General features: G+C 70.3%; 26 protein-coding genes and 1 pseudogene. 8 read left to right on the plus strand and 19 right to left on the minus strand.

Features of this window, described 5'->3' with window-relative positions; translation table 11 throughout:
• Positions 1-126: 126 nt before the first annotated feature.
• Positions 127-840, plus strand: coding sequence for an NlpC/P60 family protein (locus QM711_RS10495; protein WP_415099043.1), 714 nt, complete (start codon positions 127-129; stop codon positions 838-840).
• On the opposite strand, the gene QM711_RS10500 is transcribed toward QM711_RS10495, so the two are convergent.
• Positions 821-3,376 (minus strand): CHAT domain-containing protein, encoded by a 2,556-nt coding sequence (locus QM711_RS10500; protein ID WP_415099045.1) that lies wholly within the window; start codon positions 3,374-3,376, stop codon positions 821-823. The genes QM711_RS10495 and QM711_RS10500 overlap by 20 nt on opposite strands.
• A 153-nt stretch (positions 3,377-3,529) precedes the next feature.
• On the opposite strand from QM711_RS10500, the gene QM711_RS10505 reads away from it, so the two are divergent.
• From QM711_RS10505 to QM711_RS10515, 3 genes are read left to right on the plus strand one after another with little or no spacing between them, the layout of a single operon-like run.
• On the plus strand, positions 3,530-4,765 hold the full coding sequence (locus tag QM711_RS10505; RefSeq protein ID WP_415099047.1) for a hypothetical protein: 1,236 nt from the start codon (positions 3,530-3,532) through the stop codon (positions 4,763-4,765).
• Positions 4,762-5,316, plus strand: coding sequence for an RNA polymerase sigma factor (locus QM711_RS10510; protein WP_415099049.1), 555 nt, complete (start codon positions 4,762-4,764; stop codon positions 5,314-5,316). Before QM711_RS10505 ends, QM711_RS10510 begins: the two co-directional genes overlap by 4 nt.
• Entirely contained in the window at positions 5,316-5,765 is a 450-nt protein-coding gene (locus QM711_RS10515; RefSeq protein WP_415099051.1) for a hypothetical protein, read from the plus strand. Before QM711_RS10510 ends, QM711_RS10515 begins: the two co-directional genes overlap by 1 nt.
• Before the next feature lie 10 nt (positions 5,766-5,775).
• Here QM711_RS10515 and QM711_RS10520 read toward each other — a convergent pair whose 3' ends face one another.
• The 12 genes and pseudogenes from QM711_RS10520 to rpsB all read right to left on the minus strand — a co-directional run bounded on the left by QM711_RS10520 (position 5,776) and on the right by rpsB (position 16,953).
• Positions 5,776-7,278 carry a hypothetical protein gene (locus tag QM711_RS10520; protein WP_415099053.1) on the minus strand — a complete coding sequence of 501 codons (1,503 nt, stop codon included), beginning with the start codon at positions 7,276-7,278 and terminating at the stop codon, positions 5,776-5,778.
• 171 nt (positions 7,279-7,449) lie between these two features.
• Positions 7,450-7,815, minus strand: a complete 366-nt coding sequence (locus QM711_RS10525; RefSeq protein ID WP_415099966.1) for a fluoride efflux transporter FluC — start codon at positions 7,813-7,815, stop codon at positions 7,450-7,452.
• 39 nt (positions 7,816-7,854) lie between these two features.
• A pseudogene (locus QM711_RS10530) lies at positions 7,855-8,226 on the minus strand (CrcB family protein); the annotation flags it as partial.
• Complete coding sequence (locus QM711_RS10535) at positions 8,217-8,756, minus strand: universal stress protein (RefSeq protein ID WP_415099055.1); 540 nt, start codon at positions 8,754-8,756, stop codon at positions 8,217-8,219. The gene QM711_RS10535 and the pseudogene QM711_RS10530, both read right to left, overlap by 10 nt.
• 47 nt (positions 8,757-8,803) lie before the next feature.
• On the minus strand, positions 8,804-10,375 hold the full coding sequence (locus tag QM711_RS10540) for a succinic semialdehyde dehydrogenase (RefSeq protein ID WP_415099057.1): 1,572 nt from the start codon (positions 10,373-10,375) through the stop codon (positions 8,804-8,806).
• 52 nt (positions 10,376-10,427) lie between these two features.
• Complete coding sequence (locus tag QM711_RS10545) at positions 10,428-11,582, minus strand: cation:proton antiporter (RefSeq protein ID WP_415099059.1); 1,155 nt, start codon at positions 11,580-11,582, stop codon at positions 10,428-10,430.
• 48 nt (positions 11,583-11,630) lie between these two features.
• Complete coding sequence (gene rlmN, locus QM711_RS10550) at positions 11,631-12,761, minus strand: 23S rRNA (adenine(2503)-C(2))-methyltransferase RlmN (RefSeq protein ID WP_415099968.1); 1,131 nt, start codon at positions 12,759-12,761, stop codon at positions 11,631-11,633.
• 118 nt (positions 12,762-12,879) lie between these two features.
• Positions 12,880-13,764: a phosphatidate cytidylyltransferase gene (locus QM711_RS10555; RefSeq protein ID WP_415099061.1), complete on the minus strand. Its 885-nt coding sequence runs from the start codon at positions 13,762-13,764 to the stop codon at positions 12,880-12,882.
• On the minus strand, positions 13,764-14,318 hold the full coding sequence (gene frr, locus QM711_RS10560) for a ribosome recycling factor (RefSeq protein ID WP_415099970.1): 555 nt from the start codon (positions 14,316-14,318) through the stop codon (positions 13,764-13,766). The genes QM711_RS10555 and frr overlap by 1 nt, the downstream gene beginning before the upstream one ends.
• A 31-nt stretch (positions 14,319-14,349) precedes the next feature.
• Complete coding sequence (gene pyrH, locus QM711_RS10565; RefSeq protein ID WP_415099063.1) at positions 14,350-15,060, minus strand: UMP kinase; 711 nt, start codon at positions 15,058-15,060, stop codon at positions 14,350-14,352.
• Between the two features lie 85 nt (positions 15,061-15,145).
• Complete coding sequence (gene tsf, locus QM711_RS10570) at positions 15,146-15,958, minus strand: translation elongation factor Ts (RefSeq protein WP_415099065.1); 813 nt, start codon at positions 15,956-15,958, stop codon at positions 15,146-15,148.
• A 32-nt stretch (positions 15,959-15,990) separates the two neighbouring features.
• Positions 15,991-16,953 (minus strand): 30S ribosomal protein S2, encoded by a 963-nt coding sequence (rpsB, locus tag QM711_RS10575; protein WP_415099067.1) that lies wholly within the window; start codon positions 16,951-16,953, stop codon positions 15,991-15,993.
• A 313-nt stretch (positions 16,954-17,266) separates the two neighbouring features.
• Here rpsB and QM711_RS10580 point away from each other — a divergent pair, with 313 nt between their 5' ends.
• Positions 17,267-18,193 carry a peptidoglycan DD-metalloendopeptidase family protein gene (locus QM711_RS10580; protein WP_415099069.1) on the plus strand — a complete coding sequence of 309 codons (927 nt, stop codon included), beginning with the start codon at positions 17,267-17,269 and terminating at the stop codon, positions 18,191-18,193.
• Between the two features lie 9 nt (positions 18,194-18,202).
• Here QM711_RS10580 and QM711_RS10585 read toward each other — a convergent pair whose 3' ends face one another.
• Positions 18,203-19,117, minus strand: a complete 915-nt coding sequence (locus QM711_RS10585; RefSeq protein WP_415099071.1) for a tyrosine recombinase XerC — start codon at positions 19,115-19,117, stop codon at positions 18,203-18,205.
• A 269-nt stretch (positions 19,118-19,386) separates the two neighbouring features.
• Between QM711_RS10585 and def the strand changes: the two genes are divergently transcribed.
• Both def and QM711_RS10595 read left to right on the plus strand, forming a co-directional pair.
• The gene (gene def / locus QM711_RS10590) at positions 19,387-19,977 is read left to right on the plus strand and encodes a peptide deformylase (protein ID WP_415099073.1); all 591 of its coding nucleotides are present in this window, start codon (positions 19,387-19,389) and stop codon (positions 19,975-19,977) included.
• A 32-nt stretch (positions 19,978-20,009) separates the two neighbouring features.
• Positions 20,010-20,492, plus strand: coding sequence for a YbjN domain-containing protein (locus QM711_RS10595; protein ID WP_415099075.1), 483 nt, complete (start codon positions 20,010-20,012; stop codon positions 20,490-20,492).
• A gap of 5 nt (positions 20,493-20,497) precedes the next feature.
• On the opposite strand, the gene QM711_RS10600 is transcribed toward QM711_RS10595, so the two are convergent.
• The 3 genes from QM711_RS10600 to QM711_RS10610 are packed head-to-tail and all read right to left on the minus strand — an operon-like array spanning position 20,498 to position 23,668.
• Positions 20,498-21,919 (minus strand): serine hydrolase domain-containing protein, encoded by a 1,422-nt coding sequence (locus QM711_RS10600; protein ID WP_415099077.1) that lies wholly within the window; start codon positions 21,917-21,919, stop codon positions 20,498-20,500.
• Between the two features lie 10 nt (positions 21,920-21,929).
• A complete protein-coding gene (locus tag QM711_RS10605) occupies positions 21,930-22,832 on the minus strand; it encodes a DinB family protein (protein ID WP_415099079.1) in 903 nt (300 codons plus the stop codon).
• Between the two features lie 38 nt (positions 22,833-22,870).
• A complete protein-coding gene (locus QM711_RS10610; protein ID WP_415099081.1) occupies positions 22,871-23,668 on the minus strand; it encodes a TrmH family RNA methyltransferase in 798 nt (265 codons plus the stop codon).
• A gap of 57 nt (positions 23,669-23,725) precedes the next feature.
• Here QM711_RS10610 and QM711_RS10615 point away from each other — a divergent pair, with 57 nt between their 5' ends.
• Complete coding sequence (locus QM711_RS10615) at positions 23,726-24,685, plus strand: bile acid:sodium symporter family protein (RefSeq protein ID WP_415099083.1); 960 nt, start codon at positions 23,726-23,728, stop codon at positions 24,683-24,685.
• A gap of 7 nt (positions 24,686-24,692) precedes the next feature.
• On the opposite strand, the gene QM711_RS10620 is transcribed toward QM711_RS10615, so the two are convergent.
• Both QM711_RS10620 and QM711_RS10625 read right to left on the minus strand, forming a co-directional pair.
• Positions 24,693-25,871, minus strand: coding sequence for an SPFH domain-containing protein (locus tag QM711_RS10620; protein WP_415099086.1), 1,179 nt, complete (start codon positions 25,869-25,871; stop codon positions 24,693-24,695).
• Positions 25,872-25,873: 2 nt separating this feature from the next.
• Entirely contained in the window at positions 25,874-26,326 is a 453-nt protein-coding gene (locus tag QM711_RS10625; protein WP_415099088.1) for an NfeD family protein, read from the minus strand.
• Positions 26,327-26,332: the final 6 nt, after the last annotated feature.

Raw genomic sequence — 26,332 nt, forward strand, 5'->3', positions numbered from 1 at the left:
CAGGAAGGAGGCAGCCATGACTGCACAACTGCTGGACCAGTCCAGCCTGATCGCCCGCGACCCGGAACCCGAGGACGCCGAGGAGCCGTTCCCGGACATCGACGACGAGGACGCGGAGGAGCAATCATGACCAGCGCGACGACGTTCATCACGCTGGCCCGCAAGCAGGTCGGCAAGCGCTACATACTCGGCGCCGAGGCTAAGCCGAGCAACCCCGACCCGGCGAGCTTCGACTGCTCGGAGCTCGTCGAGTGGCTGTTCCACCGGGCCGGTGCACCGATCACCGACCTCGCGGCCGCGCAGTTCCACGCCACCGTCAAGGTGACCGGCGCGCCACGGACCGGCGACCTGGTGTTCCTGCGGAACAACCCGGCCCGACCCAACGGAATCGGCCACGTCGCCGTGATCACCGCGAAGCTCGCGCACGGCGACTTCGAGGTGGTCGAGGCTCGCGGACGGAAATTCGGGGTGGTCCGCAGCACCCTCAGCTACTGGCGCAACCGCCGGCACTTCGCCGGCGTCCGGCGCTACCCGGGCCTGAAGCTGACCGGCGCCGCGATGAGCAAGTCGGCGCCCTTCCAGAGGCTGCAGGTGGACGGGCAGTTCGGCCCGAAGACGATCCGGGCCGTCCAGCTCTGGACGAAGTCGACGCCGGACGGCTTGTGGTCGGTGCGGGCTCGCAAGGCGCTGCAACGCACGCTCGATGTCACCCAGGACGGCGTGGTCGGACCGATCACCGTCCGCGCGCTTCAGGTCAGGGTGGGCGCCGAACCGACTGGCGGGTGGCGCTCAGACACCACCCGGCGCCTCCAGGAGTTCCTCAACAAGACGCTGGGCTGAGGCCGGCACCGAAGCAGACGAAGGCGCGCCGGCCGGGAGGCTGACCGGCCTGGGCGTCGGCAAGGGCGGCCGCCGGGGACACCCCGGCGGCCAGTCCGGCGTGCAGGCGGATCATCACCTGTTCGGTGCCCCCGTCCGGCACCGGGGCGACCGGTGCGATCAGGGTGCGCGTCCCGCGGACCAGGCAGGCGGCGGTGAAGCCGAGCAACGCCTCGCCCGGACGCGACACCGGGCGTCCGCTGTCGCAGCTGGCCAGGATCAGCGTGTGCGGAAGCCGCGGCAGGGTGTCCAGGTGATGCACCAGCAGCGCACCGTCCGACATGGTCAGTTCGGAGAACTGCGGATTGTCCGGGCGCAACCAGCCGTGGGTGGCCAGGTGGGCCAGATCGGCGGTGGCGAGCCCGTCGAGCACCCGCTGGACGCCGGCGTCCGGGTCGAGCAGCGGCGTGATCCGGTAGCCGGCTGCGACTGCTTCGGCCTCCCGGCGGCCGCCGGGGAGTCCCGGGCCGGCCGCCACCATCACCCTCGCCGACGACGGTGGGCCGGCGGAGGCCGCTCGGGACCACTGCCGCACCGACGAGGCGACCACCACGGGGCGTCCGGCCAGTCCGGGGAGTTCGTGCCAGGGCACTTGGTGCAGGAAGGCCGGCGGGATCAGCACCAGTTCGCGTCCGGCCACCTCGGGCAGGGCGGCGAACAGAGACGACTCCACCTCACCGGACGCGGCGTCGAGCAGAGCGTGCAGGGACGGCCCGAATCGTCCGTGGTCAAGCCCCTCGGCGGCCAGCCGGGGCATGGCGAAGCTGAGCCGGCCGACCGCGGTCCGCAGCGACCGATCGGCGCCGAGTTTGTGCAAGCGGGTCCGCCCGGCGACCCGGGTCAAGGCATGCAGCCGGTTGCCACGGGCGAACCAGGTGATCAGCCCGCCGGCGCCGAGCGCGGCGTCCAACTCCGACATCCGGACCGGACGCAGCAGTTCGCCGGCGCCGCGTGCGGTCCGGCTGCGATCTGCGATCCGGGCAGCCAGCGCGGCCCGATCGCGTTCGGTCCGCGCCGCCCGGTGCCGGCTCAGCAGCTCGGCGAGCTCGGGATCCGCGGGGGGCCGGACGGCGTCCCGGACCAGCACGGTGGCCCGAGCCCGTTCGACCGCGTCGAAGACGTCGCCGGGACCTCCCCGGGCCAGGGCCAGGTCGACCCCGAGACCCGCCAGCTCCAGCCGATGCCGGGCCAGGCCCGCCCTCAGCTCGTCGGCACCGACGCCGGTGAGGTGGTCATCGAGGATCGCCAGGCCGCGTCGGACGGCCTTGCGGGCACGCTCCGGACGGTCGGTCTCGAGCAGCGCCTGGGCGTACCAGGCTCGAGCCCGGACCAGAGCAGGCCCCCGCGCGCGGCGTCCGACCAGCGCGGTCAGCGCCTCGCTTCGGTAGGGCGCGGGCGCCCCGGTGGCGATCAGCAGATACGCCTCGGTGGCGAGCTCCCACCAGTTCGCCGCCGCCAGCGCCTCGGCGTCCCTTGACAACGGGCGCCAGAGCGGAGCCCGGCCCAGCAGCCGATCGGCTCGGGCAACCTCCAGCCCGGCCGCCGCTGACCAGGTCGCGCGCCCTTGGCGCCGGAAGGTGGCTCTCGCCAGTCGGGCCTGGTCGCGGGCCAGCACCGGATCTCCCGATGCGGCGGCAGCCCGGGCCAGCAGCAGCCGGGTCTCGGGGATCCGCAGGCTGCGACGTTCGCGCTGGGCCTCACCCAGGGCCGCTTCGGCGTCGATCCGGGCATCGTCGGCAAGGCCCACCCGCGCCAGCAACTCGGAACGATCGATCAGGACGCCGGTGAGGTCGATCCCCAGCTCGCGCAGGATCGCCTCTGCCTGGGTATAGCGGTCCAAGGCTTCAGGCACCTCGCCCGCCTTGGATGCGGCATACCCGAGATTGGCGAGAATAAAGCCCTGCGATGTCCGCCGGCCACCACGAATCGCGAGTTCTTCGGCCTCTTTCAGATCCTCCACCGCGGCACGCACGGCCAGCACGTCGATTTTCACCAATGCCCGGTTGACCAGGGCCCGTTGCAGGCCCACCTCGTCATTCATCAGGCGTAGGCCGTTCACTGCCCGGTCGAGATCGACCAGCGCGGGTGCGAACCGTCCGAGTTCGCGAAGGATGAGCGCACGGGTGCTGTGCGCCCGGACCCGATCGTTGTCGGTGGACACGCTGGACCGCAGCACCCAGTTCGCCAGCCGCAACGCCTGCGGTAGTGACCCGGTGAGCAGTTCCGCGTGCGCCATCTTCAGTCGCGCGGCAGCGATCACCTCGTCCTCGCGAGACTCGTCGGCGAGCCGGACGGCGGCACGCAAAGTTGTCGTGGCCTCGTCGAGCCGGCCAGCGGCCAGCAGCGCGTGACCCAGCGCTCGGAGCGCGATCGAGCGGGTGCCTGGATCCGCCTGGGCGACCGTGCCGACAACGCTGCGAAGCGCCGGCGTCGCGGCCGAGAGCAGCCGATCGGCCATCTCGACCGCGTCCTGGGCGATCTCGCGCGATGTGGGCACGCCCCATTGTGGGCGCGCGGCCTGCCGGGTGCATCAACTTCGGCGCCAGGAACTCTGTCAGGAAACCGGGCCGGGCATCCGGCCCTTCCCAGCAGTAAGCGATTGCGGCAGGATGACCGAAATCATCCTGCTCGATGGAGGAGAGGCAGGAGCATGACCCAGACCACCGCCGCGAAAGGGCCGGCATATCCACAAGTGGTTGTCGACAGCGATGCCGCGAGCATCGTTGAAGAGGTGCTCTCGTCGCTCACCGTGACCGCGACCGCCGGCGAGCCGCATCCGGAGTTGCGCCTTACCCGGCTGACCATCGAGCTCGGCCCGGATGACTCCTTGGACGCCCTCTTGGCGGAGCTGCGCCGCCGGATCGCCGAGCAGAATGGGGGCTGGCTACCGAGTATCGGCAAGGATCGAGAAGCATCGTCGCCGATGGTGACCGGCTATTCCCGAATCATGAGCTTCACTCCCACCGTCGTTCCGGTCGACGCGCATGGCGGGCACCCCAGGGTCGTAGCCGTTGGTGGGCCGTCCTCCGCCCATGGCGGGATTCCCAAGATCATGGCGATCCCGCCCGCGATCTACAGCGAGAGTCCGGGCGCCGATGACGTCGGCTACGAGATTCTGAGCACGTCCCCGGCGACCTCGGATGACTTCCATCCGCCCGTCGACGGCGGCGTGCGGATCGGTTGGATCGACACGGAACTGGCGGACCTCGAAGTTGCTCCCGGAGGCGACGCCGCGGACGCCTGGCGGGCGCACTCCGCGTTCGTCCGGGACCTGATCCGCCAGGTTGCTCCCGATGCCGAGGAGCCGGTGCTGCGCGGTGTGCTGAAGGAACGGGGCGGGCGAGGAGACCTCTGGGACGTAGCAGTGGCGATGGTCGACCTCGTGCTCCACGCGAAGGTCGACATTCTGCTCCTCCCGCTCGCCACCTACACCGCGGACGGTCTGCCGCCGCTCCTGCTCAGACGCGCCCTGGAGGTGATCTCTGGTCGCTGCCTGATCATCGCTGCCGCCGGCAACCAGCTGGTCATGGACGGATGGAAGCGGGACCGTTGCCGGACGACTGCCAGCTGGCCGGCTGCCTTCCCCCAGGTACGCGCCGTGGCCGCTCGCTTCGACGGCCCGTCGCACCCGCTGCCGCAATGGGTGGACGCCTTCACGCCCAGTGCGTACTTCGAGGCGCGGTTCTTCACCGGCATGGTGAGGATCGAAGCGGACACGCCGGCCACCGAGTTCTATGGGGCGGCGACCTGGGCGGGCACGTCGTTCAGTGCAGCCCACGCCGCCGGACTGGTAGCGGCACGAATGAGTGCCACCGGACTCACCGCCACCCAGGCCTGGGACGCTCTCGTCGCGGAGGGCGAGCAACTGATCCTCGATCAGCCATGACCACCGAGCCGGTAGCCGACCTGGTCGCCGCCGTTCGCGGCGGCGACCAGGAGGCGTGGAACCGGTTGGTGACGCGGTTCGCACCCCTGCTCGGTTCGGTGTGTGCGAAGTTCGCCCTCGACGCACATGACCGGCAGGACGTCGCGGCCGGAGTGTGGTTGCGGCTGCTGGAACGCCTGCACACCCTTCGCGAGCCGGCCGCGCTGCCCGGGTGGCTGGCCACCACCACCCGCAACGAGTGCCTGGCGCTGCTGCGCGCCCGACGCCGGACGCTGCCCACCGACTTCGACCACGACCTGCCCGACGACTCCGCCGAGGCCGGCACCGACCTGATCGCCGAACTCCGCCGGCACGCCCTGCGGGAGGCCTGGGCCGGTCTGTCGGAGCGCTGCCGGGAACTCCTCAGCATGCTGTTCGGCGACCCTCCGGTGCCCTATGCCGACATCGCGACGCGCCTCGGCGTGCAGGTCGGCACCATCGGTCCGACCCGGATCCGCTGTCTCGCTGTCCTGCGCCGGCAGCCGGCGCTGGCGTCCTGGGGAGGTGTCTGATGGAACCCGATGAGATCCTGCTCGGCGATCTGAGTGCGGCGCTGAACGAGGCGTCCGGGGCCGAGGACGTGGCAGCCGTGGGGCGGTCGTTGTGGGCCTGGCGGGACGCCGACGCCGGGCTGGCCGACCTGATCTCCGACTCCGCGGTCGAGCCGCTGGCCGGCGTCCGGTCCGCCGGGGACGCGCGGCTGCTGCGTTTCACCGCGGACGGCGTCGGCATCGACCTGGAGATTCTGGACGGCCATCTGCGCGGGCTGGCCCTGGCCGCGGATGCTCAACGCGTCGAGTTGTCGGACGCCGCCGGCGCCACCTTGGCCACCGCTGACTTGGACGCGTCCGGTTGGTTCGATCTCGCTTTGCCGCCGCGGGTGAGCCCGGGCGCGCTCGTCCGGTTGGGGCTCAGCGACAATGCCGGAAACCAGACCTGGACGGCCTGGTTCCGGTTGTAGGCGCCGCATTTCACGCAGCTGTTGATCTCGCCCGCCGCTCGGACATGCTGAGCATGGTGGTGCCGTTGTCGGTGCGTAGATATCGATGCCCGACGGGTGATTTCCACAGGTATTCACCGGGGCCGATCATCTCGTAGCGCCAGCCGGTGTGAGTTTTCAATAGGTGGCGTAATCGGCATAGGCAGGCAAGATTGTCGGTCGATGTTTCCCCGCCGGAATCGTAGGCTGTGATGTGGTCGGCGTCGTGACTGTATTCACCGGTTCGGTGTTGCCTGACCGGATGCGCCACCCGATTGCAGTGCGGAAAGACGCAGGTCCGATCGCGCAGCGCGATCTGTTCACGCATCACCTCGGTCGGCTGATATCCGCGCGTCTTGCGGCTGGTGTTGAGGTCGATCACCGGACGGATGGTGATGCTTCCCGCAGCCGCGCACCAGCGTCGGATCTGCTCGATGCTGACCAACTGCCCGGTGCTGCCGACCTCGGTCACCCCGCCGCAGCCGCTGGCGAGTTGGTGAGCATCGAGGTGCAGGTAGATCATCACCGGACGTCCCATCGCGCGGGCGAACGGCCCACACCCGGCGCGCCCGGCACGGTGCGGCCCCGCCGTGCTCAGCCCACCACAGCGCCCACCGTCCCACGCGGGACCTCCGCTGCCGCCGGGGAGGCCATCTTCAGACCGTGGCGCCGGTGCCTCCGCGGCGACGCCATCCATCGTGGGCGCAGTGCCTTGGTAGCCGCCCGCCGCTTGGCAGCCCGGCTCCGGGACGACTGCATCAGGCTCGGTGGCAGTCGGTCCCCCGCTGGTTTCAGTTGGCAATTCCGGCTGACCCAGCATTCGGCGGGCCATCACTCCTAGTGCCTGCGCCCTGCGCAGATCCAGATCGGCAGCCTCGTCAAGCTCGGCGGCGATCAGCTGCAGTGCGGCGTCCAGGTCGAGAGCATCCGGGGTGTCCAGGCACCCATCGATCCAACTCCGTCCGTCGGCGGTGTCGATGCCGGTGCCGATCCGCACCCAACGCTGCCGCGCCGGATCCTTCACCGTCTCAGGTTCGAACCGGGCCTGCGCCAGCAAGACCAGCCGGCGGATCGTCCGCACCCCCAACCTGTCCCCCAGCATCGCGGCCTGGGCATCCACCCACGAGGTGGCCTCGTCACCCAACGACGCGACCGCCTGGGCCAGCAGCCGGGCTTTCCAGGCCGGCAACCGCAGACTCGTCATCTGACGCCAGCAGCGGGGCAACCGGTCCCGCAGCGCGACTGCGTCGCCGATCAACTGCCTGCCCGCATGGGTCGACACCCCACGCGCCGCGGCGAACTCGGCGATCGCCGCCACCGCGACCCCGGTCGCCTCATCGATCAACGAATCGACCACCGTGTCATAGGGCTGCGCGGCGATTCCCGGGTGCAGGTTGGCCCAGATCACCGCCAACTCCAAGCGACGAGCCGAGGCGGCCCGCTCCGCGTGATCACAGGCATGCAGTTCGGCTAACACCAGCTGCGGTGTCGCCATTTCCTGCACCCCGATTCCCATGCCACAAACCTACCGGCCGGCACCGACAAAAACAGTACCGCCCCTCCGACTGACAACACTCAAGGCACTATTGACAACACCCTGACAACACCTACGCCAACGTAGGTCGAGAAATGCAGGTGCGCTGATCGCGGAGGCGCATATTCGGGCCTACAGCGACATCACCCAAAGCCCCAGCGTCGCCGCGACCAGGCCGGCCACGAGCCCACCCCCGGCATGCACCATCGCAGCAACCGGACGCCCGGCGCGCACCAGCCGGACCCCTTCGACGCTGGCCGTGCTGAAAGTGGTGAACCCGCCCATGAAGCCGGTCCCGGCGAACGCAGCCCACTCCGGAGCCCCGGCGTGGAACAGCACATACCCGGTGATCAGGCCGAGCAGACCCGAGCCGACCGTGTTGATGGTGAGCGTGCCCAACGGCATCCGCACCGAATGCAGTCGGGCGATCAGGGCGTCGGACTGAAACCGGGCGACGGCGCCCAGCCCGCCGGCCAACGCCACCAGCAACGCGATCATCGCGACCACCTGGCAGCGACCCACATGCCCGCGAAGGCAGCTGCCCAGACCGAGCGTCACGCTGCCCAGCGCATAGCCGAGCCCGACGAACATCGCTCCCCCGCCGAGGCCGAGCAGCCGCACGGTCTCCACCGCGAAAGTGCTGTACGTGGTGTAGCCGCCCATCACCCCGGTGCCCAGACCCAGCCGCAGGTAACGCCGGAGTCCGGCGTCCGGGCCGCGGCGGCTGAGGGTCTCCAACAGCAGCCCGAGCAGGAACGAGCCGGTGACATTGATCGCGAAGGTCGCCCACGGCCAGCCGCCAGGTTGGGCCGGAAAAGCCGACTCGAGCACCGCCCGGACGGCCGTGCCCACCGCTCCCCCGGCCAGCACCACCGTCGACGAGAGCCCGCGAAAGGGTTTCAGGCCCACGGCATCGGCGCCTTCCAGTCGACCACCGACAGCGGCACGGCCAGCACTGGCCGGTGCTGATGCTGGGCCAGTTTGAGCGCCAGCGCGCCGTCCAGGAACTCCCGCACCTTGGCGCCGTGCTCCGGCGCCCGGTTGCCGACCACGATGACCGCGGCGTCCACGGCTCGGGCCAGGTGGGTCAGCGAGCGATCCGGACGCCCGGCCAGGTACCGGAACTGCCAGCCGACGCCCGCACCGGCCAGCAGACCGTCGAGCTCTGCTTTCAGTTCGGCCTCGACCTGCCGCCAGGAGTCGTCCGCAGCGTCCGGGTTGAGGTCACTGTGCTGGACGGCGCCGTCGGCGAACTCGCGCTCGGTGAAGCGTTGCTCGTCCACATAGGCAACGAAGAGCTCACCGCCGGTCGCCCGGGCCAGCGCGGCCGCGGTCAGCACCACCAATGGATCGCTGCCCGGCCGTACCCCCACCACGAGCGTGCCGCCATCGAACGGGGTCATCCGCTCGGGTCCGGGCTGGGGAACCTGATGGGGCATGCCGGTCTCCTTCCGTCACGCTCACGGTAGTCCTGCCGACCAGTTGCTCAGTGCAGCCCGGAACGCCGGGCGGCCACCAGCATCCGGCAGAACCAGTCGACGAAGCGCCGCTGCGCCGGCGCGCCCCGGGTGCCGAGCACCCCGGCACGCTGTTCGGCGACACTCTGGACGACGGTGTAGCCGAGCAGTCCGTCCGGCCCGTGTCGCGCACCGGTCCCCGAATCGCCCCGGGCACCCATCGCCGCCCCCACCGCACCCCAGGACGCGGCGTAGGACTCGTTGATGCTGACCGTGCCGGTGCGCAGCAGCGGGGCGAGAGCGCGGGCCGACGCCCGGTCCCCGCTGACGATGGTGGCGTGCAACCCGTAGTCGGAGTCGTTGATCAGGCGCACCGCCGCGTCGTCGCCGTCCACTCGATAGATGCTGACCACCGGGCCGAACGTCTCGGCGTCGCGGACGTCCATGGCGGCACTGACGCCTTCGAGCACTGTCGGCTCATACACCCAGGGTCCGATCTCGGGACGGCCGCGGCCGCCGGTCAGCACCCGGGCACCGCGACGGCGGGCGTCCTCGACGTGCCCGCTCACCCTCTCCAGTTGCTCGGGACCGAACAGCGAGCCCATGTCGTAGCCGTAGTCGAGTTCCACGCCGATCCGCAGCTCGCGCACCGCGGCCACGAACAATCGCAGGAACTCCTCGGCGATGTCGCGGTGCAGCACGATCCGCTCGGTGTGGGCACAGAGCTGCCCGGCGGCGGTGAAGGCGCTGCGCCGGGCGATGTCGACCGCCCGCGGCAGGTCGGCGTCGGCTCGCACGTAGAGCGCGTTCTTGCCGCCGAGTTCCAGCGCGCATCCGATCAGCCGCGCGGCGGCCCGGGCCGCGACGGCGCGTCCGGTGCGGGTGGACCCGGTGAAACTCACGTAGTCGGCACAGCGCACCACGGCGTCCCCGATCGAGTCGCCGTCGCCGACCACGACCTGCAGGACGCCGGACGGCAGCCCGGCCGCAACCAGTTGGCGCAGCCCCCACAGCACGCACAGCGCTGTTCGTGGATCGGGCCGCAGCACCACGACGTTCCCCGCCAGCAGCGCCGGAACGGCCTCGCCGAAGGCCAGCGAGAACGGGTAGTTCGATGGTGTGACGATGCCGACCACACCACGGGGCAGCCGGGTCTGGACGGCGGTCGCCAGCACCGGCAGCACTCCGGGCCGGCGTTTCGGGGCCAGCAGCTTGGTGGCCGTCCGGGCGTAGTGACGCGCCACATTGGCGACCTCGGCCACCTCTTCGAAGGCGTCCGCACGGGTCTTGCCGGTCTCCAGCTGGATCAGGTCGAGGAGTTCCTCGCGGCCGGCGAGCAGCCGGTCATGGAAGGCCAGCACGATCGCGGCCCGGCGGCGCGGTCCGAGTTCGCGCCACTGCCGGGCCACCGCGCGGGCAGACTGGACGGCGCCGGCGACGTCGGCCGGCGTGGACTGTGGAATCTCCCCTAATGGGCGGCCGGTAAGCGGGCTGCGCACGGTGCTGGGTGGGGTGTCCCGGGCCGCCACGATGAGGGCGGTCAGTGCGGCGACCCGGTCCGGCGGGAGGACGAAGTCCGTCCCGATGACCGTTTCGTGCATGGTTCAGGGTAACCGCGCGGCGGCCCGGCGTCTGCCCGATCGACGGCATCCGTCAACGTCCGGACGCCGGTGCGGCCGGGGCGGTCACCGCCCGGATCAGCCGGTCACTGAAGACCGCGACCACCCCGATGGTGAGCAGTGCGCCGAGCAGCATGGCGGTGGATTCACCGGGCCGCAGCACGCCCGTGGTCGTCCCGAGCGCGGCGGCACCGACCGGGACGCCGAGCTGGGCCGCGGTGCATACCGCGACCGGCAGCGGCTGCCGGGTGAGCGCGAGCAACCCGTGCGCGAGCACCGCCGCGACGCCCAGCGCCACTCCGAGCCCGATCGCCTGCGGATTGCCGGCGAGCTCCCGCAGATCGAGCGAACTGCCTAGCCAGACGAAGAAGATCGGGGCGAAGAAGCCTTCGGTGAGGGCGAAGGTCTGATTGGCGATCCGGCGCGGTTCGCCGACCGCCGCCATCGCCAATCCCATCGCGAAACCGGCCAGCATCACCGACACCCGCACGGTGGCGGCCAGCGCGGCGAGGGTGAACAGCATGGTGAGGGTGATCCGCAGTTCCATCGCCAAGCCACGCTTCTCGCTGAGTTCATGCAGGTGCCGGCGGCGTCCGGACCGTTCCGCCCAGCGCAGCACCACGAAGAAGAGAGCAGCCAGCGCCAACACGCCGAGCGCCCCCAGGCCCGCCGTCAACGCTCGGGACGGGTCGAGTACCAGCGGCAGCACCACGATGCAGGCGGCGTCCGCGATGGCGAGCTGGACCAGCATCTCCAGCCCGGAACGGGCAGTCACCGCCGCGCCGCCCAGGGCGGGCATCACGATGCTCGCCGACGATGATGCGATCAGCACCGCGTACAGCGGTCCGTGCCCGGTGTCCCACACCGATGCGATCAGCAGTCCCAGCGGCGCCGCGATCGCCGCCACTCCGAGCGCCCGCAGCAGGCCGTTGCGCAGCCCGCCGATCATCGCCGGCTCCCGCAGCGGGACGTGGGTGCCGGCGACGAACATCACCAGCGCGAACCCGACCTGGGCGAGGAACTCCAGCGTGGGGTCGTCGGGGTTGATCGCGCCGGTGCCGGTCCGGCCCAGCAGGACGCCCACGGCGAGTTCGCCGATCACCACCGGAATGTGCACCATCCGGTTCAGGCTGACCACCGGACCCAGCATGGCGACGGCGCAGATCAGCGCCAGGACCGCGAAAGTCACGGGCACACTGTAGGCCCGACCCGTCCGGGTCGGAACGGCCGCGGCGAGCTATTCGGCGGCCACGCTGGCGGCCAGCTGGCCGCAGGCTCCGTCGATCTCGCGTCCCCGGGTGTCCCGGACGGTGACCGCCACCCCGCGGCGCTCCAGCGCGGCGACGAAGGCGGCCTCGTCGCGGCGGCGCGACGCCGTCCACTTCGACCCGGGCGTCGGGTTCAGCGGGATCAGGTTGACGTGTACCCAGCCGTGACCGCCGTCGCGGCGCAGCACATCGGCGAGCAGCCCGGCCCGCTCCACCTGGTCGTTGACGTCGCGGATCAGCGCGTACTCGATCGACACCCGGCGCTTGGTGGCCACGAAGTACCCATAAGCGGCATCCACCAGTTCGGCGACGTTCCAGCGGGTGTTGATCGGGCACAGCTCGTCGCGCAGTTCGTCGTCCGGCGCATGCAGGCTGACCGCCAAGGTGACCGGGACGCCGGCGTCCGCCAGCTGGTTGATCCGCGGCACCAGGCCGACGGTCGAGACGGTGATGCCGCGGGCACTGATCCCCAACCCGTGCGGCGCCGGCGCGGTCAGCGTGCCGATGGTCGCCATGATCGCCTTGAAGTTGGCCATCGGCTCGCCCATACCCATGAAGACGATGTTGCTGATCCGGCCGGGTCCGCCGGGAATCTCGCCGTCGCGCAGCGACCGGGCCCCGGCGACGACCTGGGCCAGGATCTCGGCGGCGCTCAGGTTGCGCTGCAGCCCGCCCTGCCCGGTGGCGCAGAACGGGCAGGCCATCCCGCAGCCGGCCTGCGACGAGATGCACAGGGTGGCCCGGTTCCGTCCCGAGCCGGACGAGCGGATGCCCGGCACGCCGTAGCGCATCAGCACCGACTCGATCAGCGACCCGTCGAACAGCCGCCAGAGCGTCTTCAGCGTCGTGCCGCCGTCGCAGGACAGCGGCCGCACCGAGGTCAGCAGGGAGGGCAGGAACGCTTCGGCGACCCGGGACCGGACGGTGGCCGGCAGGTCCGTCCAACCGGACGGGTCGAGGTCCAGATGGTCGAAGACGTGCCGGGAGATCTGGTCGGCGCGGAAGGCGGGGAGGCCGAGCTCGCGGACGGCGTCCCGGCGCTCGTCGGCAGTCAGGTCGAGCCAGTGCCGCGGCGGCTTGCCGCGTCGTGGCGTCGCCATGGTGAGCGGCACGGTCGCGCCGGCCCGGACCCGGTCCTCGAGCGCCGAGTAGGCGCTGATCTCGTCGGGCCGCAGGCCGTCGGCGGTCGGAATCGGTTGATCGGTCATCGACGCCTCGTCAGTTGGGAACCAGCAGGTACAGGATCAGCCAGGCCACCGGTGCGGCCACCAGGATCGAGTCCAGCCGGTCCATCGCGCCACCGTGCCCGGGCAGGAACGACGACATGTCCTTGATCCCGACATCGCGCTTCACCAGCGACTCGATCAGGTCGCCGCAGGTGCCGGCGGCGACGATGGCCAGGGCCAGCAGCAGCCCGATCCACCATGCCGAATCCAGCACCCAGACGGTCAGCGCCACCGAGACGACGGACGCCAGCGCCACCGAGCCGGCCATCCCCTCCCAGGTCTTCTTCGGGCTGATCTGCGGTGCCATCGGATGCTTGCCCCAGCGCGCGCCGACCGCGTAGCCGCCGGTGTCGGTGCCCATCACCACCAGCAGGATGGTGGCCATCTTGGCCGCGCCGTTGTGCGAGGCGAGGATCAGGCTGGTGAACGATCCCAGCAGCGGGATGTAGCCGATGGTGAACAGGCTGGCGGCGGCGTCCTTCACATAGCCCGCCGAGCCGGCCGGCATCCGCCAGATCAGCGCCGCGAGCGTGGTGGCGCCGAGGAAGCCCAGCAGCACCGAGTGCCACGGCAGCCCACTCAACACCTCCTGAGTGGCGGCGGCGTACGAGCCGCAGATCACCGCGACCGTGCCGGCCACGATCGGGATCACCGCCGAGTTCATTCCGATCCGCTTCAGCGCGTCGTGCAACTCGACGGTGCCCAGGGCCAGCATCGCCGTCACCAGCAGTACGAAACCCCAGTGCCAGTAGAGCAGGGTGAGCACGACGGTCGCCGCCAGGGCGAGACCGACCATGATCGCCGCCGGAAGATCGCGGCCAGCGCGCGACTTCCGGGCGACGGCTTCAGCCGCCGAGGCCTCCTGCTCGCCTGACATCAGACTTCCAGCAACTCCGCTTCCTTGGCCTTCAGCAGCTCGTCGATACCGTCGACGTACTTCTTGGTGATGCCGTCCAGCTGCTTCTCGGCGCCGCGGGCGTCGTCCTCGCCGACTTCCTTGTCCTTGACCAGCTTGTGCACCGAGTCGTTGGCGTGCCGGCGGATGTTGCGCACCGCGACCCGGGCCTCCTCGGCCTTGCTCTTGGCCAGCTTCACGTAGTCACGGCGGCGTTCCTCGGACAGCTGGGGCATCACCACCCGGATCACGTTGCCGTCGTTGGCCGGGTTCACCCCCAGGTCGGAGTCGCGGATCGACTTCTCGATGCCGGCCATCGACGACCGGTCGAACGGGCTGATCAGCACGGTGCGCGCCTCGGGCACCTGGAAGGTGGCCAGCTGCTGCAACGGAGTCGGCGCACCGTAGTAGTCGACCATCAGCTTGTTGAACATGGCCGGGTGGGCGCGTCCGGTGCGGATCGCACCGAACTCGTCACGGGCGTGCTCGACCGCGCCCTTCATCTTGGTCTCGGCATCCTTGATGATGTCGGGGATCATCGTGAACCTTTCGTGTGTGGTGCTCGCCTCAGGCGTGGACGGTGGTTCCGATCTTCTCACCCTGCACCGCACGCAGGATGTTGCCCTCGACACCGAGGTCGAAGAAGACCATCGCCAGGTTGTTGTCGCGGGCCAGGCTGATCGCGGTGGCGTCGGCCACCTTCAGGTCGCGAGCCAGGTACTCGTCGTAGCTGAGCTCGTCGAAGCGGACGGCGGCCGGGTTCTTCTTCGGGTCGGAGTCGTAGACGCCGTCGGTGCCCTGCTTGCCCATCAGCAGCACGTCGGCGCCGATCTCGAGCGCGCGCTGGGCGGCGACGGTGTCGGTGGAGAAGTACGGCATGCCCGAACCGGCACCGAAGATCACCACCCGGCCCTTCTCCAGGTGCCGCTCGGCACGGCGCGGAATGTACGGCTCGGCGACCTGGCCCATCGCGATCGCGGTCTGCACCCGGGTCTGCACGCCGGCCTTCTCGCAGAAGTCCTGCAGGGCCAGGCAGTTCATCACGGTGCCGAGCATGCCCATGTAGTCGGCGCGGTCGCGGTCCATGCCGCGTTCGGAGAGTTCGGCGCCACGGAAGAAGTTGCCGCCGCCGATCACCACGGCGACCTGGACGCCGGCGTCCACCACCGCCTTGATCTGGGCGGCGAGGTTGGCCACCACGTCCGGGTCGACCCCGATGCCACGGCTGCCGCCGAACATCTCGCCGGACAGCTTGAGCATGATGCGGTGGTAGGTCATGGTTCTCCTCGCTCAGGGGTGGGTTCGGGGCTTATAGCGACGTGCGCCACGAGGGATGGCTCGTGGCGCACGTCATGGTGTCGGGTCAGGCGCCGGCGGCGAAGCGGACGAACCGCTTCACGGTGACGCCGTTCTCCTTGAGCAGCTGGCCGACGGTCTTCTTGTCGTCGGAGACGCTGGGCTGCTCGATCAGACAGACGTCCTTGAAGAAGCCACCCAGCCGGCCCTCGACGATCCGCGGGATGATCTTCTCGGGCTTGCCCTCTTCCTTGGCGGTGAGCTCGGCGATGTGCCGCTCGTGGTCGAGCACCTCGGCCGGCACCTCGTCGCGGGTGACGTACTGCGGCGACATGGCCGCGATCTGCATCGCGATGCCCCGGACGAAGTCGGCGTCGCCGCCTTCGTGCTCCACCATCACGCCGACCTGCGGGGGCAGGTCCGAGGACCGCTTGTGCAGGTAGATGGTGACGTCGCCGTCGTAGTTGGCGGCGTTCGCGACCTCGAGCTTCTCGCCGATCTTGGCGGCCAGCTCGGCCACCGTGTCGGCGACCGTCTTGCCGGAGGCCAGGACGACCGCGTTGGCGGCGGCCACGTCGGTGGCGCCGGCGGCGTCCGCGGCGGCGGCGATCTCGTCGGCCAGGGCGATGAACTCGGCGTTCTTGGCCACGAAGTCGGTCTCGGCGCCGAGCTGGATGACGCTCTTGCCGGCGGCGGCGACCAGGCCGTTGGAGGCCTCCCGGTCGGACCGCTTGGCCATCTTCGCCTGGCCGGTGACCCGGAGGATCTCGACCGCGGCCTCGTAGTCGCCCTCGGCCTCGGTGAGGGCCTTCTTGGCGTCCATCATTCCGGCGCCGGTGGCGTCGCGGAGCTTCTTCACATCAGCGGCAGTGATTGCCATTGTCTGCTCTCTTGTCCTGTTCGTGCGATGGTTCAGTTGGTCTCGGTGGCGGCGGCCTCGATCGCCGGGTCGACGGTCTCGCCGGCGGCGGCCTCGGCAGCCTGGACGTCCTGGGCGACCTCGGTGGACTCCTCCGCGGCACCGGCGACGGCACCCTCGACCGCGTCGGCGATCTGATCGGCCTGCAGGTCGGAGCCCTCGACGGCCAGCGCCTCGGACGCCGGCGCCTCGTCGGTGGCGCCCAGCAGCTCGCGCTCCCAGTCGGCCATCGGCTCGGCTTCCTCACCGGTGCTGCCGGCGGCCCGGCTGCGGGCCAGCAGTCCGTCGGCGACGGCGTCCGCGACCACCCGGGTGAGCAGTGCGACGGAGCGGATCGCGTCGTCGTTGCCGGGGATAGCGAAGTCGACCTCGTCGGGATCGCAGTTGGTGTCGAGGATGCCGACGATCGGGATCCGCAGCTTGCGGGCCTCGTCGATCGCCAGGTGCTCCTTCTTGGTGTCGACCACCCAGACCGCCTGCGGCAGCTTGCCCATGTCGCGGATGCCGGACAGGGTCTTGGCCAGCTTGTCCTTCTTGCGGCGCTGCTGCAGCAGCTCCTTCTTGGTCAGCCCGGACGCGGCGACGTCGTCGAAGTTGAGGCCTTCGAGCTCCTTCATCTTGCCGATCCGCTTGCTGATGGTGGCGAAGTTGGTCAGCATGCCACCCAGCCAACGCTGGTTCACGTACGGCATGCCCACCCGGGTGGCCTGCTCGGCGATGGCCTCCTGGGCCTGCTTCTTGGTGCCGACGAAGAGGATCTGGCCGCCGCGGGCGACGGTGTCGCGGACGAAGCCGTAGGCCTGATCGATGTAGCTGAGCGACTGCTGCAGGTCGATGATGTAGATGCCGTTGCGCTCGGCGAAGATGAACTTCTTCATCTTCGGGTTCCAGCGGCGGGTCTGGTGCCCGAAGTGGACACCGCTCTCGAGCAGCTGACGCGTGGTGACGACGGCCATTGCCGTTCCTTTCTGCGCGGGTCGGCGCGGCGCGCGGAACCCGCTGTAGGTTGTCCGGGCCGACGTCTTCGGCCCGCCTGATGCGACCGTTGCGATTCCACCCCTTGCGGGGACCGCGGAGGCAACCCGTCGAGCGCGACGGTTCGAGGTGCATGCGAAGTCGACCCGGATCTGCCGAGTCGCTGAGCCGATTCTACGACGCAGCCGGTTGGGTTGTCGAAATCGGCCTGACCCAGTGGCTTGCGTCGGCTGCCCGACGAATTTGAACACTTTCGCACTCCCCTGGCCGGTAATGAGGGCGGAGGTGGTTCGAATGGGTCGTGCGGTCGTCCGGCTGGGCTCGGTGCTGATGCTGTCCTGGCTGTTGCTGGTCGCCGCAGCGCCGGCGGGGTGGGCGTTCGGGTCGGTGCGTCCAGTGCCCGGACCGGTGCTGCGCGGCTACGACCCGCCCGACCAGAACTGGCTGGCCGGGCATCGCGGCGTCGACTTGGCCGCGCCGGTGGGCAGTCCGGTGCGCGCGGCAGCAGCGGGACGGGTCAGCGTCGCCCAGGTGATCGCCGGGCGCGGTGTGGTCACCCTCGTGCACGGCGAGCTGCGGACCACCTACGAGCCGGTCAAGGCCGTCGTGCGGGTGGGCGATCAGGTGGCGGCCGGCGATGTGATCGGCACGGTCGAGGCCGGGCACTGTCCGTCCGGCTGCCTGCATTTCGGGCTGAAACGTGGCGATCAGTACCTGGATCCGCTCGGCGGCTCCGAGGTGCGGCTGCTGCCCGAGTCCGCAGTGGCGGCGGCCCGCGAACTGGCTGCCGCACGGGCGGCGGCACCGCCCGCCGGCCTGATCGAGCCGACTGGGTCGGGGGTGCTGCTGAATCCGGTCGGCGGGCCAATCAGCTCGCCCTTCGGGCGCCGCTTCCACCCGATCTTCCACGAGTGGCGGCTGCACGCCGGGGTCGACCTGCGGGCCACCTGCGGCACGCCGATCCGGGCGGCCGCGGACGGCGTGGTCCGGTCGGTCTCCTACGACTCCTCCGGTGGCCACCGATTGGTGATCGCGCATGCCGGCGGGCTGACCACCCACTACCTGCATGCGCTGAAGCGCTACCAGGTGCGAGCCGGGCAGAAGGTGAAAAGCGGCCAGGTGGTCGGCCTGGTCGGTAGCACCGGCTGGTCGACCGCCTGCCACCTGCACCTGACCACCAAGATCAACGGACGCCTCGTCGACCCGGCCCGGCTGCTGTGATGGGTGGTCTCAGGCGCGCGGATGCGCCTGGGCGTAGGCGGCGCGCAACCGGTCGGTGGTGACGTGGGTGTAGATCTGGGTGGTCGCCAGCGAGGCGTGACCCAGCATCTCCTGCACGCTGCGCAGGTCGGCACCGCCCTCGAGCAGGTGGGTGGCCATGGCGTGCCGAAGGCCGTGTGGACCGAGATCGGGGGCGTCCGGCAGTTGGGCGAGGGCCCGGTGCACCAGCCGTCGCACCACCCGGGGGTCGATCCGCCCGCCGCGGTCACCGACGAACAGTGCGTCGGCCGCCTGCGGGCCGGCGATCAGGTCCCTGACGCGGCGCCAGGCTTCGATCGCCCGGGCCGCCGGTTCGCCGACCGGCACGGTGCGTTCCTTGTCGCCCTTGCCGAGCACCCGGATCAGTCCGCGGGCGCCGTCGAGGGCAGCGGCGTCCAGACCGCACAACTCCGCCACCCGGATTCCGCTGGAGTAGAGCAGCTCGACGATCGCCACATCGCGCAGTGCCCGGGCTCGCTCGACCGGATCTTCCAGCGCAGCCCCTTGCCCGGCCAGGCCCTCCAGCAGCCGTCGGGCCTGGCCGGCGTCCAGGGTGGCCGGCAGCTTCCGGTCCACCCGCGGAGACCGCAGCCCGGCCGCCGGGTCGGCGGCGACGCGTCCGGCCGCGACCGCCCAGGCGAAGAAGACCCGGACAGCCGCCGCCCGGCGCTGCATGGTGGCCCGTTCGGCGCCCGCGGCATGCATTCCGGCCAGCCAGCGGCGCAGGGTGCGCAGATCGACGGCGGCGAGATCACCCGATTCGGTGCGGTCCAGGTATTCGACCAGGTGCGCCAGGTCACCGGCGTAGGCGCGCACCGTGTTCGGCGACAGGTTGCGCTCAGCGCTCAGGTGCCGCACCCACGCTTCGACCAGGTCCGCGTCCACGCCGCTGAGCCTACGGCGGACGACCGGGGCATTCGGTCTCGACAAGCGCGACCGACGAGAATCCGCGCGTCCTTGGGAAGTGCTGATCAACGCTGTTCCGCGCGAGGACGTGCCCGGTGGGATGAGCTGCGACGCCCAGATCTTGTGGGCGTATCGGGTCATACGGCGCAAGAGATGGGGGTCGCAGATCGCCCACCGGGTGCGCCGCCGCCGGGACATGATTGATCCGCGCTTCCCTAGTAGCGTTGTCGGCCGAGAGAAGGGCGGCCATGACCGACGATCTGACTACCGGCGGCACCGTGCTGCCGATCATCCGCTGGGGCACCCCGGTGATGCACGAGAAGACCCGCGCGATCGACACTTTCGACGACGATCTGCGCGGACTCGTTCGGGACATGTTCGCCACCATGCGCGCCGCCCACGGCGTCGGGCTGGCCGCCACGCAGGTCGGTCTGGACATCTCGGTCTTCGTCTACGAGTGCCCGGACGCCGACGACGAGATTCATCGCGGCGTGGTCTGCAACCCGGTCGTCACCGTCCCGGACGCACGAGACCGGAACCTGGACGCCGCCGAGGAGGGCTGCCTGTCCTACCCGGGCGGCTACCAGGTGCTGGCCCGTCCCGACACCGCGGTCTGCACCGGCCAGGACGCCGACGGCAATCCCGTCCGCATCGAGGGGACCGGACTGCTGGCTCGCTGCCTGCAGCACGAGACCGACCATCTGGGCGGCACCGTGTTCGGCGATCGGCTCTCGACCCGGGCCCGTCGGCTGCTGAGCAGGCAGCACAAGGAACTTGCGCACCTCTACCCCGACGACTGGCCGGTGAGTCCGCGCCGAACCTCGGCCGACGAGAGCTAGTAGCGTGGCGGGCAAGCGAAAGGATCCAGCAGATGACGATGTTCAACTGGGGCCCGACTCAGCCCAACCCGCCGCAGGGGCCGCAGCCGTTCAACCGGGAGCGCTGGGACGCCATCCTGACCAGTCTCGAGATCAAATTCGACACTGACGACGACGATGACCGGTTCGCCGACTGGGAGACCATGCGGATGTGGTTCCTGGTCGAGGGCAACAACAACGACCTGATGGCGATGCGCTCGATGTGGGACATCCGTCCCCCGGTGGAGTCCTACGACTTCATCCTGGAGGCGGTGAACAGCTGGAACCGCGACCACTTCTGGCCCAAGGCCAGCGTGGTGCGCGGCGAGGAGCATCTCGGCGTGTTCGGTGACCTGGTGATCGACATCGAGACCGGCGTCGACGACGACTTCCTGCGCCAGCAGGTGCGTTGCATGGTCGGCACCTCCGGCCAGATGTATGAGTACCTGGCCGAGCAGTTCCCCGAGTCCAAGGACTGGTTCAACGCCGGGGAGTGATCCTGCTAGATCGGGAACGACACCGCTTCGAACGGATCACTGCCGGTCAGCGGGACGAGTCGCCAGTCGAGCCGGACGCTGTCGGTTGCCGGATCGATCGTGACCAGCACGGTGTGCGGCGTCTCGATCAGCCGAAGCTGCGCCCCGAAGACGCCGGAGCGCCAGCCGCCACTGGCCAGCACCGGCAGCTCCGGTCCGGCCGGCGTGGCCCAGCGTGACTCCAGCCATTGGCCGTCGCCGATCATGGTGACGAGTTCGCCGCTGGGGTGTTCGATCGTCAGCAGATGCCGACCGCTCGCGGTGGTGTGCAGTCCGGCGGCCCCGTACGCCTCCGGCAACTGGGAGGCCGGATCGCGCCGGACCCGCAGGCCCGGCCGTGGTTCGCCGCCTGACCAGGGCCGATGCTCCAATTCGGCGAGTCGGACGGCCAACCGCGCGTCGGCGTCCGGATCGGGTATGCCGCCGACCGCCGGCAGCAGATGCTGCCACAGGCGGTCGAGCACGTCCTGCATCACGTCGACCTCCGAGGTGATCGCCACCGCCACGTCCTGCTCGGGCAGCACGATGGCGAACTGGCCGAAGGCACCATCGCCGCGGTAGCCGCGGCTGGCTCCCCAGAACGAGTGCCCGTACCCGTAGGACCAGTCGCCGACGTCGTCGGAGGAGAGCGAGGCCGTGGTCGGACGCGGTGCGAGCCTGGCGTAGTCGGCCGGCACCAATGCCCGGCCCTGCCAGACTCCGCCGTCGAGCCAGCTCTGGGCCAGCGCCAGGATCGACTCGGTGGTGACGTGCAGGCCGCTGAACCCGAGGTCGCGTCCGTGCGGGGTGCGCTGGGCACGTGCGCTCCGGCAACCGAACGGGTCGAGCAGCAGCCGCCGGACGTGCACCGAGACCGGTTCGCCGGTCACCGCCGCGATGGCCTGCGCGACCAGATAGGTGGCCACCTGGTTGTAGGCCCACCGCCGGCCAGGTTCGCCGTCGGGGTCACGGGCCAGGATCAACCCGAGCAGCGGGTCGGATTCGCCGTCGAAGGCGACCGCGCGGGCGTGGTCGCCGCGCCACTCCCAGGCGTCCGCGGTGTGCCCGACGGCCATCGTGATGCAGTCCCGGACGGTCACCCTCCGCCACTTCGCCGAGGCCGACTCCCACGCCCCGAGGTAGGACAGCACCGGGACGTCCAGGTCGATCAGTCCGCGCCCAGCCAGGTTGCCCAGCACGGTGGCGGTGAAGCTCTTGCTCAGCGAGTAGCCCAGATGCGCCCTGCCGCGGGTGTACGGCGCCCACCAGCCCTCGGCGATCACCCGTCCGTGCCGCGCGACCATCAGTGAGTGGTAGCCGTGGCCGGGGGTCTCGAAGGCGTCCAGCAGGGCGAGCAGCCCTCGTCCGTCGACGCCCTCGGCGGCGGGTGTGCTGCGCGGCATCGTCATGGCTGCCAACCTAGTGTGCGCCGCCTCGCTCCACGTTCTTCAGCCGTTCGGCCAGGTCGGCGTGGCCGAAGTGCGCGGCCCAGCCGGCCGGGGTCAGCCCGAACCGGTCGTCGACGGCGCGGGGGTCGGCACCGTGGGCGAGCAGAGATTCGGCAGTCGCACGCTCGTCCGCGGCCGCGGCGTAGTGCAGAGCGCCGTCGGTCGGCGCACCGCCCTCGGCCAGCGCGGCGACCACCTCCCAGTGCCGTAATCCGGCAGCCTCGGCGGCCAGGCTCGGGCGCGCCCTGGTCACGTCCCGGCCCCGGACGGCGTCGGCGTCCCCGGCCAGCGCGGCGGCGACCAGCGGATCGGCGGCGTCCCGCTCGGCCCGGTACAGATCCCGCAGCAGGCAGATCTCGGCACCGTGAGCCATCACTTCGCGATTGATGTGCAACACCAGCTGGGCCAGCGAACTCTCCGCGAATGCCGCGCCGCGCGGTCCGAGCGGACGAGCCAGCGCCTCGTCGTCGCGGGCCGCGGCGCCGTCGCGCCACAGCCGGTAGGCCAGGTCGAGTTCGGCGAGGGCATCGGACGCGGTCGCCGGACGCGGCTCAGGCCAATGCCGCTCGTCGTACATGTCGATGTCTTCGGCGTCACCGGCCGGGGACCCGCCGAACAGAGCGCGCGCCCGCTTGCCGAGCACCTCGCGGGCGACATGGTCGAGCCGCCAGGCGATCGTGGTGACCGGCGGGATCGGCGGTTCGGGGACCAGGAAGTCGGCGACCAGCCGGCCCTCGGCGTCCGGGCGGACGCTCCACATGCACGGCACCGGCTCCCAGAGGTACTCCTGATCGCTCAGCCCCTCCAGTCGCGGCCGGAACTGGGCTGTCCAGTAGAAGTCCAGCTGGTCGATCAGGTCGGCTCCCCAGGTCATAGGGCGACCGTAGTCGGCCCCGCAGACAGTTCCGCGAATCAGCGCAACACGTAGCCGGCGATGGCGCTGGCTGCGGCGACGTTGAGCGAATCGATGCCGGCCCGCATCGGGATCCGCGCCACCATGTCCGCCTGCTCGATCCACCGGGTGGACAGTCCGGCTCCCTCGGTGCCGAGCAGCACCGCGACCCGCGCACCCGGGGGAAGTACCGCGGCCGCCGCGTCCAGATCGACCGCTCCATCGGCGAGAGCGAGTGCGATCACTGTGAATCCGGACGCCCGCAGCGCCGGCACCATGCCGGCCCAGTCGTCGGCCCGCGCCCAGGGCAGCGAGAACACCGCACCCATCGACGTCTTGATCGCCCGCCGGTAGAGCGGATCGGCGCAGCGCGGCGACAGTAGGACGCCGTCCCAACCGAGCCCGGCAGTGTTGCGCAGGATCGCACCGACATTGGTGTGATCGACGATGTCCTCACAGACCATCAGCCGCCGGACGCCGAGCAGGTCGGCCATGGTGTGCCGGGTCTCCCGGTGCAGCGACGCCAGCGCGCCGCGGTGGACATGGAAGCCGCTGACCCGTTCCGCGGTCTGTTCGCTGACCCGGTAGACGGGAGCCTCGCCGATCACGTCCCGCAGCGAGTCCAGCCAGCGGGCCGCCAGCATGAACGACCGCGGCCGGTAGCCGGCCTCAATCGCCCGCCGGATCACCTTCTCGCCCTCGGCGATGAACAATCCCTGCTCGCTCTCCAGGTGCCGGCGCAGGGACGCGTCCCGCAACCCGACATAGTCGGCCAGCCGCGGGTCGCTCGGATCGGCGATGTCGATGGGATCGGGCACCGCCACAGTGTGGCGTATCGCGCCACCGGCAGGCCCGACACCACTAGGGTTTTCGCCATGGGCTGGCTGAAACGACTCGACCGGTTCCTGCTCGCCATCGTCTGCGCGGCGGTGATCGCCAGCCTGCTGCCCGCTCAGGGCGTGATGATCAGCGTGCTGGACTGGCTGACCAAAGTCGCGGTGGCCGTGCTTTTCTTCGTCTACGGCGTCCGGCTCAAGCCCGACCAGGCGATCGCCGGACTCAAGCACTGGCGGCTGCACCTGACCATCCTGTCGATCACCTACCTGGCGTTTCCGCTGGTCGGCTGGTCGTTGCAGGTGCTGTCGCCGTGGCTGCTCAGCCCCGCGCTGTACGCCGGCCTGCTGTACCTGACCCTGGTGCCCTCAACCGTGCAGAGCTCGATCAACTTCACCTCGCTGGCCAAGGGCAACGTGGCCGGCGCCATCGTCAGCGCGTCGGCGTCCAACCTGCTGGGGGTGTTCCTCACCCCGCTGCTCTGCTGGGCGTTGATGACCACCTCCGGCGGCATCGCCTTCGACCCGTCCTCGATCCTGGACATCGTCGGCCAGCTGCTGGTGCCGTTCCTGCTCGGCCAGCTCTCCCGGCGCTGGACGGCCGGCTGGGTGGCCGCCCATCCCCGGCTGAAGCTGTTCGACAACGGCGTGATCGTGCTGGTGGTGTACTCGGCGTTCTCGGCCGGCATGCGCGAACACATGTGGCAGCAGGTCGAGCCGCTGGCCCTGCTGGCCCTGCTCGGGGTCTGCCTGCTGCTGCTCGCCGCGATGCTCGCCTTCAGTTACTGGGTCGGACGCCGGCTCGGGTTCAGCCGGGCGGACGTGATTGCGATCCAGTTCTGCGGCACCAAGAAGTCGCTGGCCACCGGCCTACCGATGGCGAACGTGCTGTTCGCCGGCTCACCGGTGGGACTGCTGGTGCTGCCGCTGATGCTGTTCCACCAAGCCCAGTTGATGGCCTGCGGCTCGCTGGCCGCGCGTTACGCCAAACAGGTCGACTGACGACCGCTCACTGGGCCTGATCCGGCGCCGGCTGCTGCACCGGTCCCGCCGGTGACTCCAAGGCCGGCTCGGACGCCGCACCGGCGTCCAACTGGGCGGGCGGGCTGTTGATCCCGGCGCGCCGGGCCAACCGGTTCTGCTCCATCTGCTGCGCCTCGGCGATCGCCTGCTCGACGGCCCGGCCGGCCTCACCCTCGGCCTCGACCTTCTGCTGGGCGATCTCGGCGAACACGTCGATCTTCTCGGGCGCCTCGAACTCACCGTCGGTCTGCCCGTAACCCGCGCCCTTGAGCAGGTCGCCGGCCGTCCGGCCGAGTCCCTTCAGGGCGTCGTTGAGTTCGGACGGCACGATCCAGACCTTGTTGGCGTCGCCGCGGGCGATGTTGGGCAGCATCTGCATGTACTGGTAGGCCAGCAGCGACTGGTCGGGCTTGCCGGCATGAATGGCGCCGAACACGGTGGTGATCGCCTGGGCCTCGCCCTCGGCCCGCAGCATCTTCGCCTGCCGGTCGGCCTGCGCCCGCAGCACCGCCGACTCCCGCTCGCCCTGGGCCCGCAGGATGGACGCCTCCCGGTCACCGGAGGCTGACAGGATCTGGGACTGCCGCTGGCCCTCGGCCAGCAGGATCGCGGCACGCTTGTCGCGCTCGGCCCGGGCGCCTTTCTCCATCGCGTCCCGGATGGTGGCCGGCGGCTCGATCGAGCGCAGTTCAACCCGGTTGACCTTGATCCCCCACTTGCCGGTTGCCTCGTCGAGGACGGCGCGCAGCTTGGCGTTGATCTCTTCGCGCGAGGTCAGCGTCTGCTCCAGGTCAAGACCGCCGATGATGTTGCGCAGCGTGGTCATGGTGAGCTGCTCGATGGCCTGGATGTAGTTCTGCGCCTCGTAGGCGGCCCGGACCGGGTCGACCACCTGGAAGTAGATCACCGAGTCGATGCTCACCATCAGGTTGTCCTCGGTGATCACGCCCTGCGGCGGGAACGGGACGACGGCCTCACGCATGTCCATCGTGTAGCGGACGTTGTCGATCAGCGGCACCAGCAGGTGCGGCCCCGGATCGAGCGTGCGGCGGAATTTGCCCAGCCGCTCGACGATGCCCACCTGTTGCTGGCGCACCACCTTCAGCGCTTGGGTCAGAATCGCGACCGCCAGCACCACGATGATGAGGGGAAGTATCCATTCCATGGTCAGGGCTCCTTGGGGTAGACGACAACGGTGATCCCGTCGACTTCGAAAATCTCCACCGGCGCGCCGGCCTCGATCTCGACATCACCGAAACTACGCGCCTGCCAGACCTCGCCATTGACCTTGACCTCGCCCGAGCGACCGCTGATCGCGGTCATCGCATGTCCGGTGCTGCCCACCATACGTTGCAGCGACGAACGGTAGCCGGGGGCCGAACGGACCTTCTCGAGCAGCGTGGGGCGCAGCAGGAACAGCAACGCGAAAGCGACCACGACGGCGACGATCACCTGCACCAGCACCAGGCCCGGGAAGATCAACGCGATGCCCGCGCCGGCCAGGGCGCCGGCGGCCAGCATCAGCAGGGTGAAGTCCAGGGTCAGGGATTCGGTGACGGCGAGCAGCGTCGCGGCGATCAGCCAGACCGCCCACCAGTTACCGCTCAGCCACTCCCACATGCATCC

This window comes from Micropruina sp., assembly GCF_047602385.1.
Taxonomy (GTDB): domain Bacteria; phylum Actinomycetota; class Actinomycetes; order Propionibacteriales; family Propionibacteriaceae; genus Micropruina.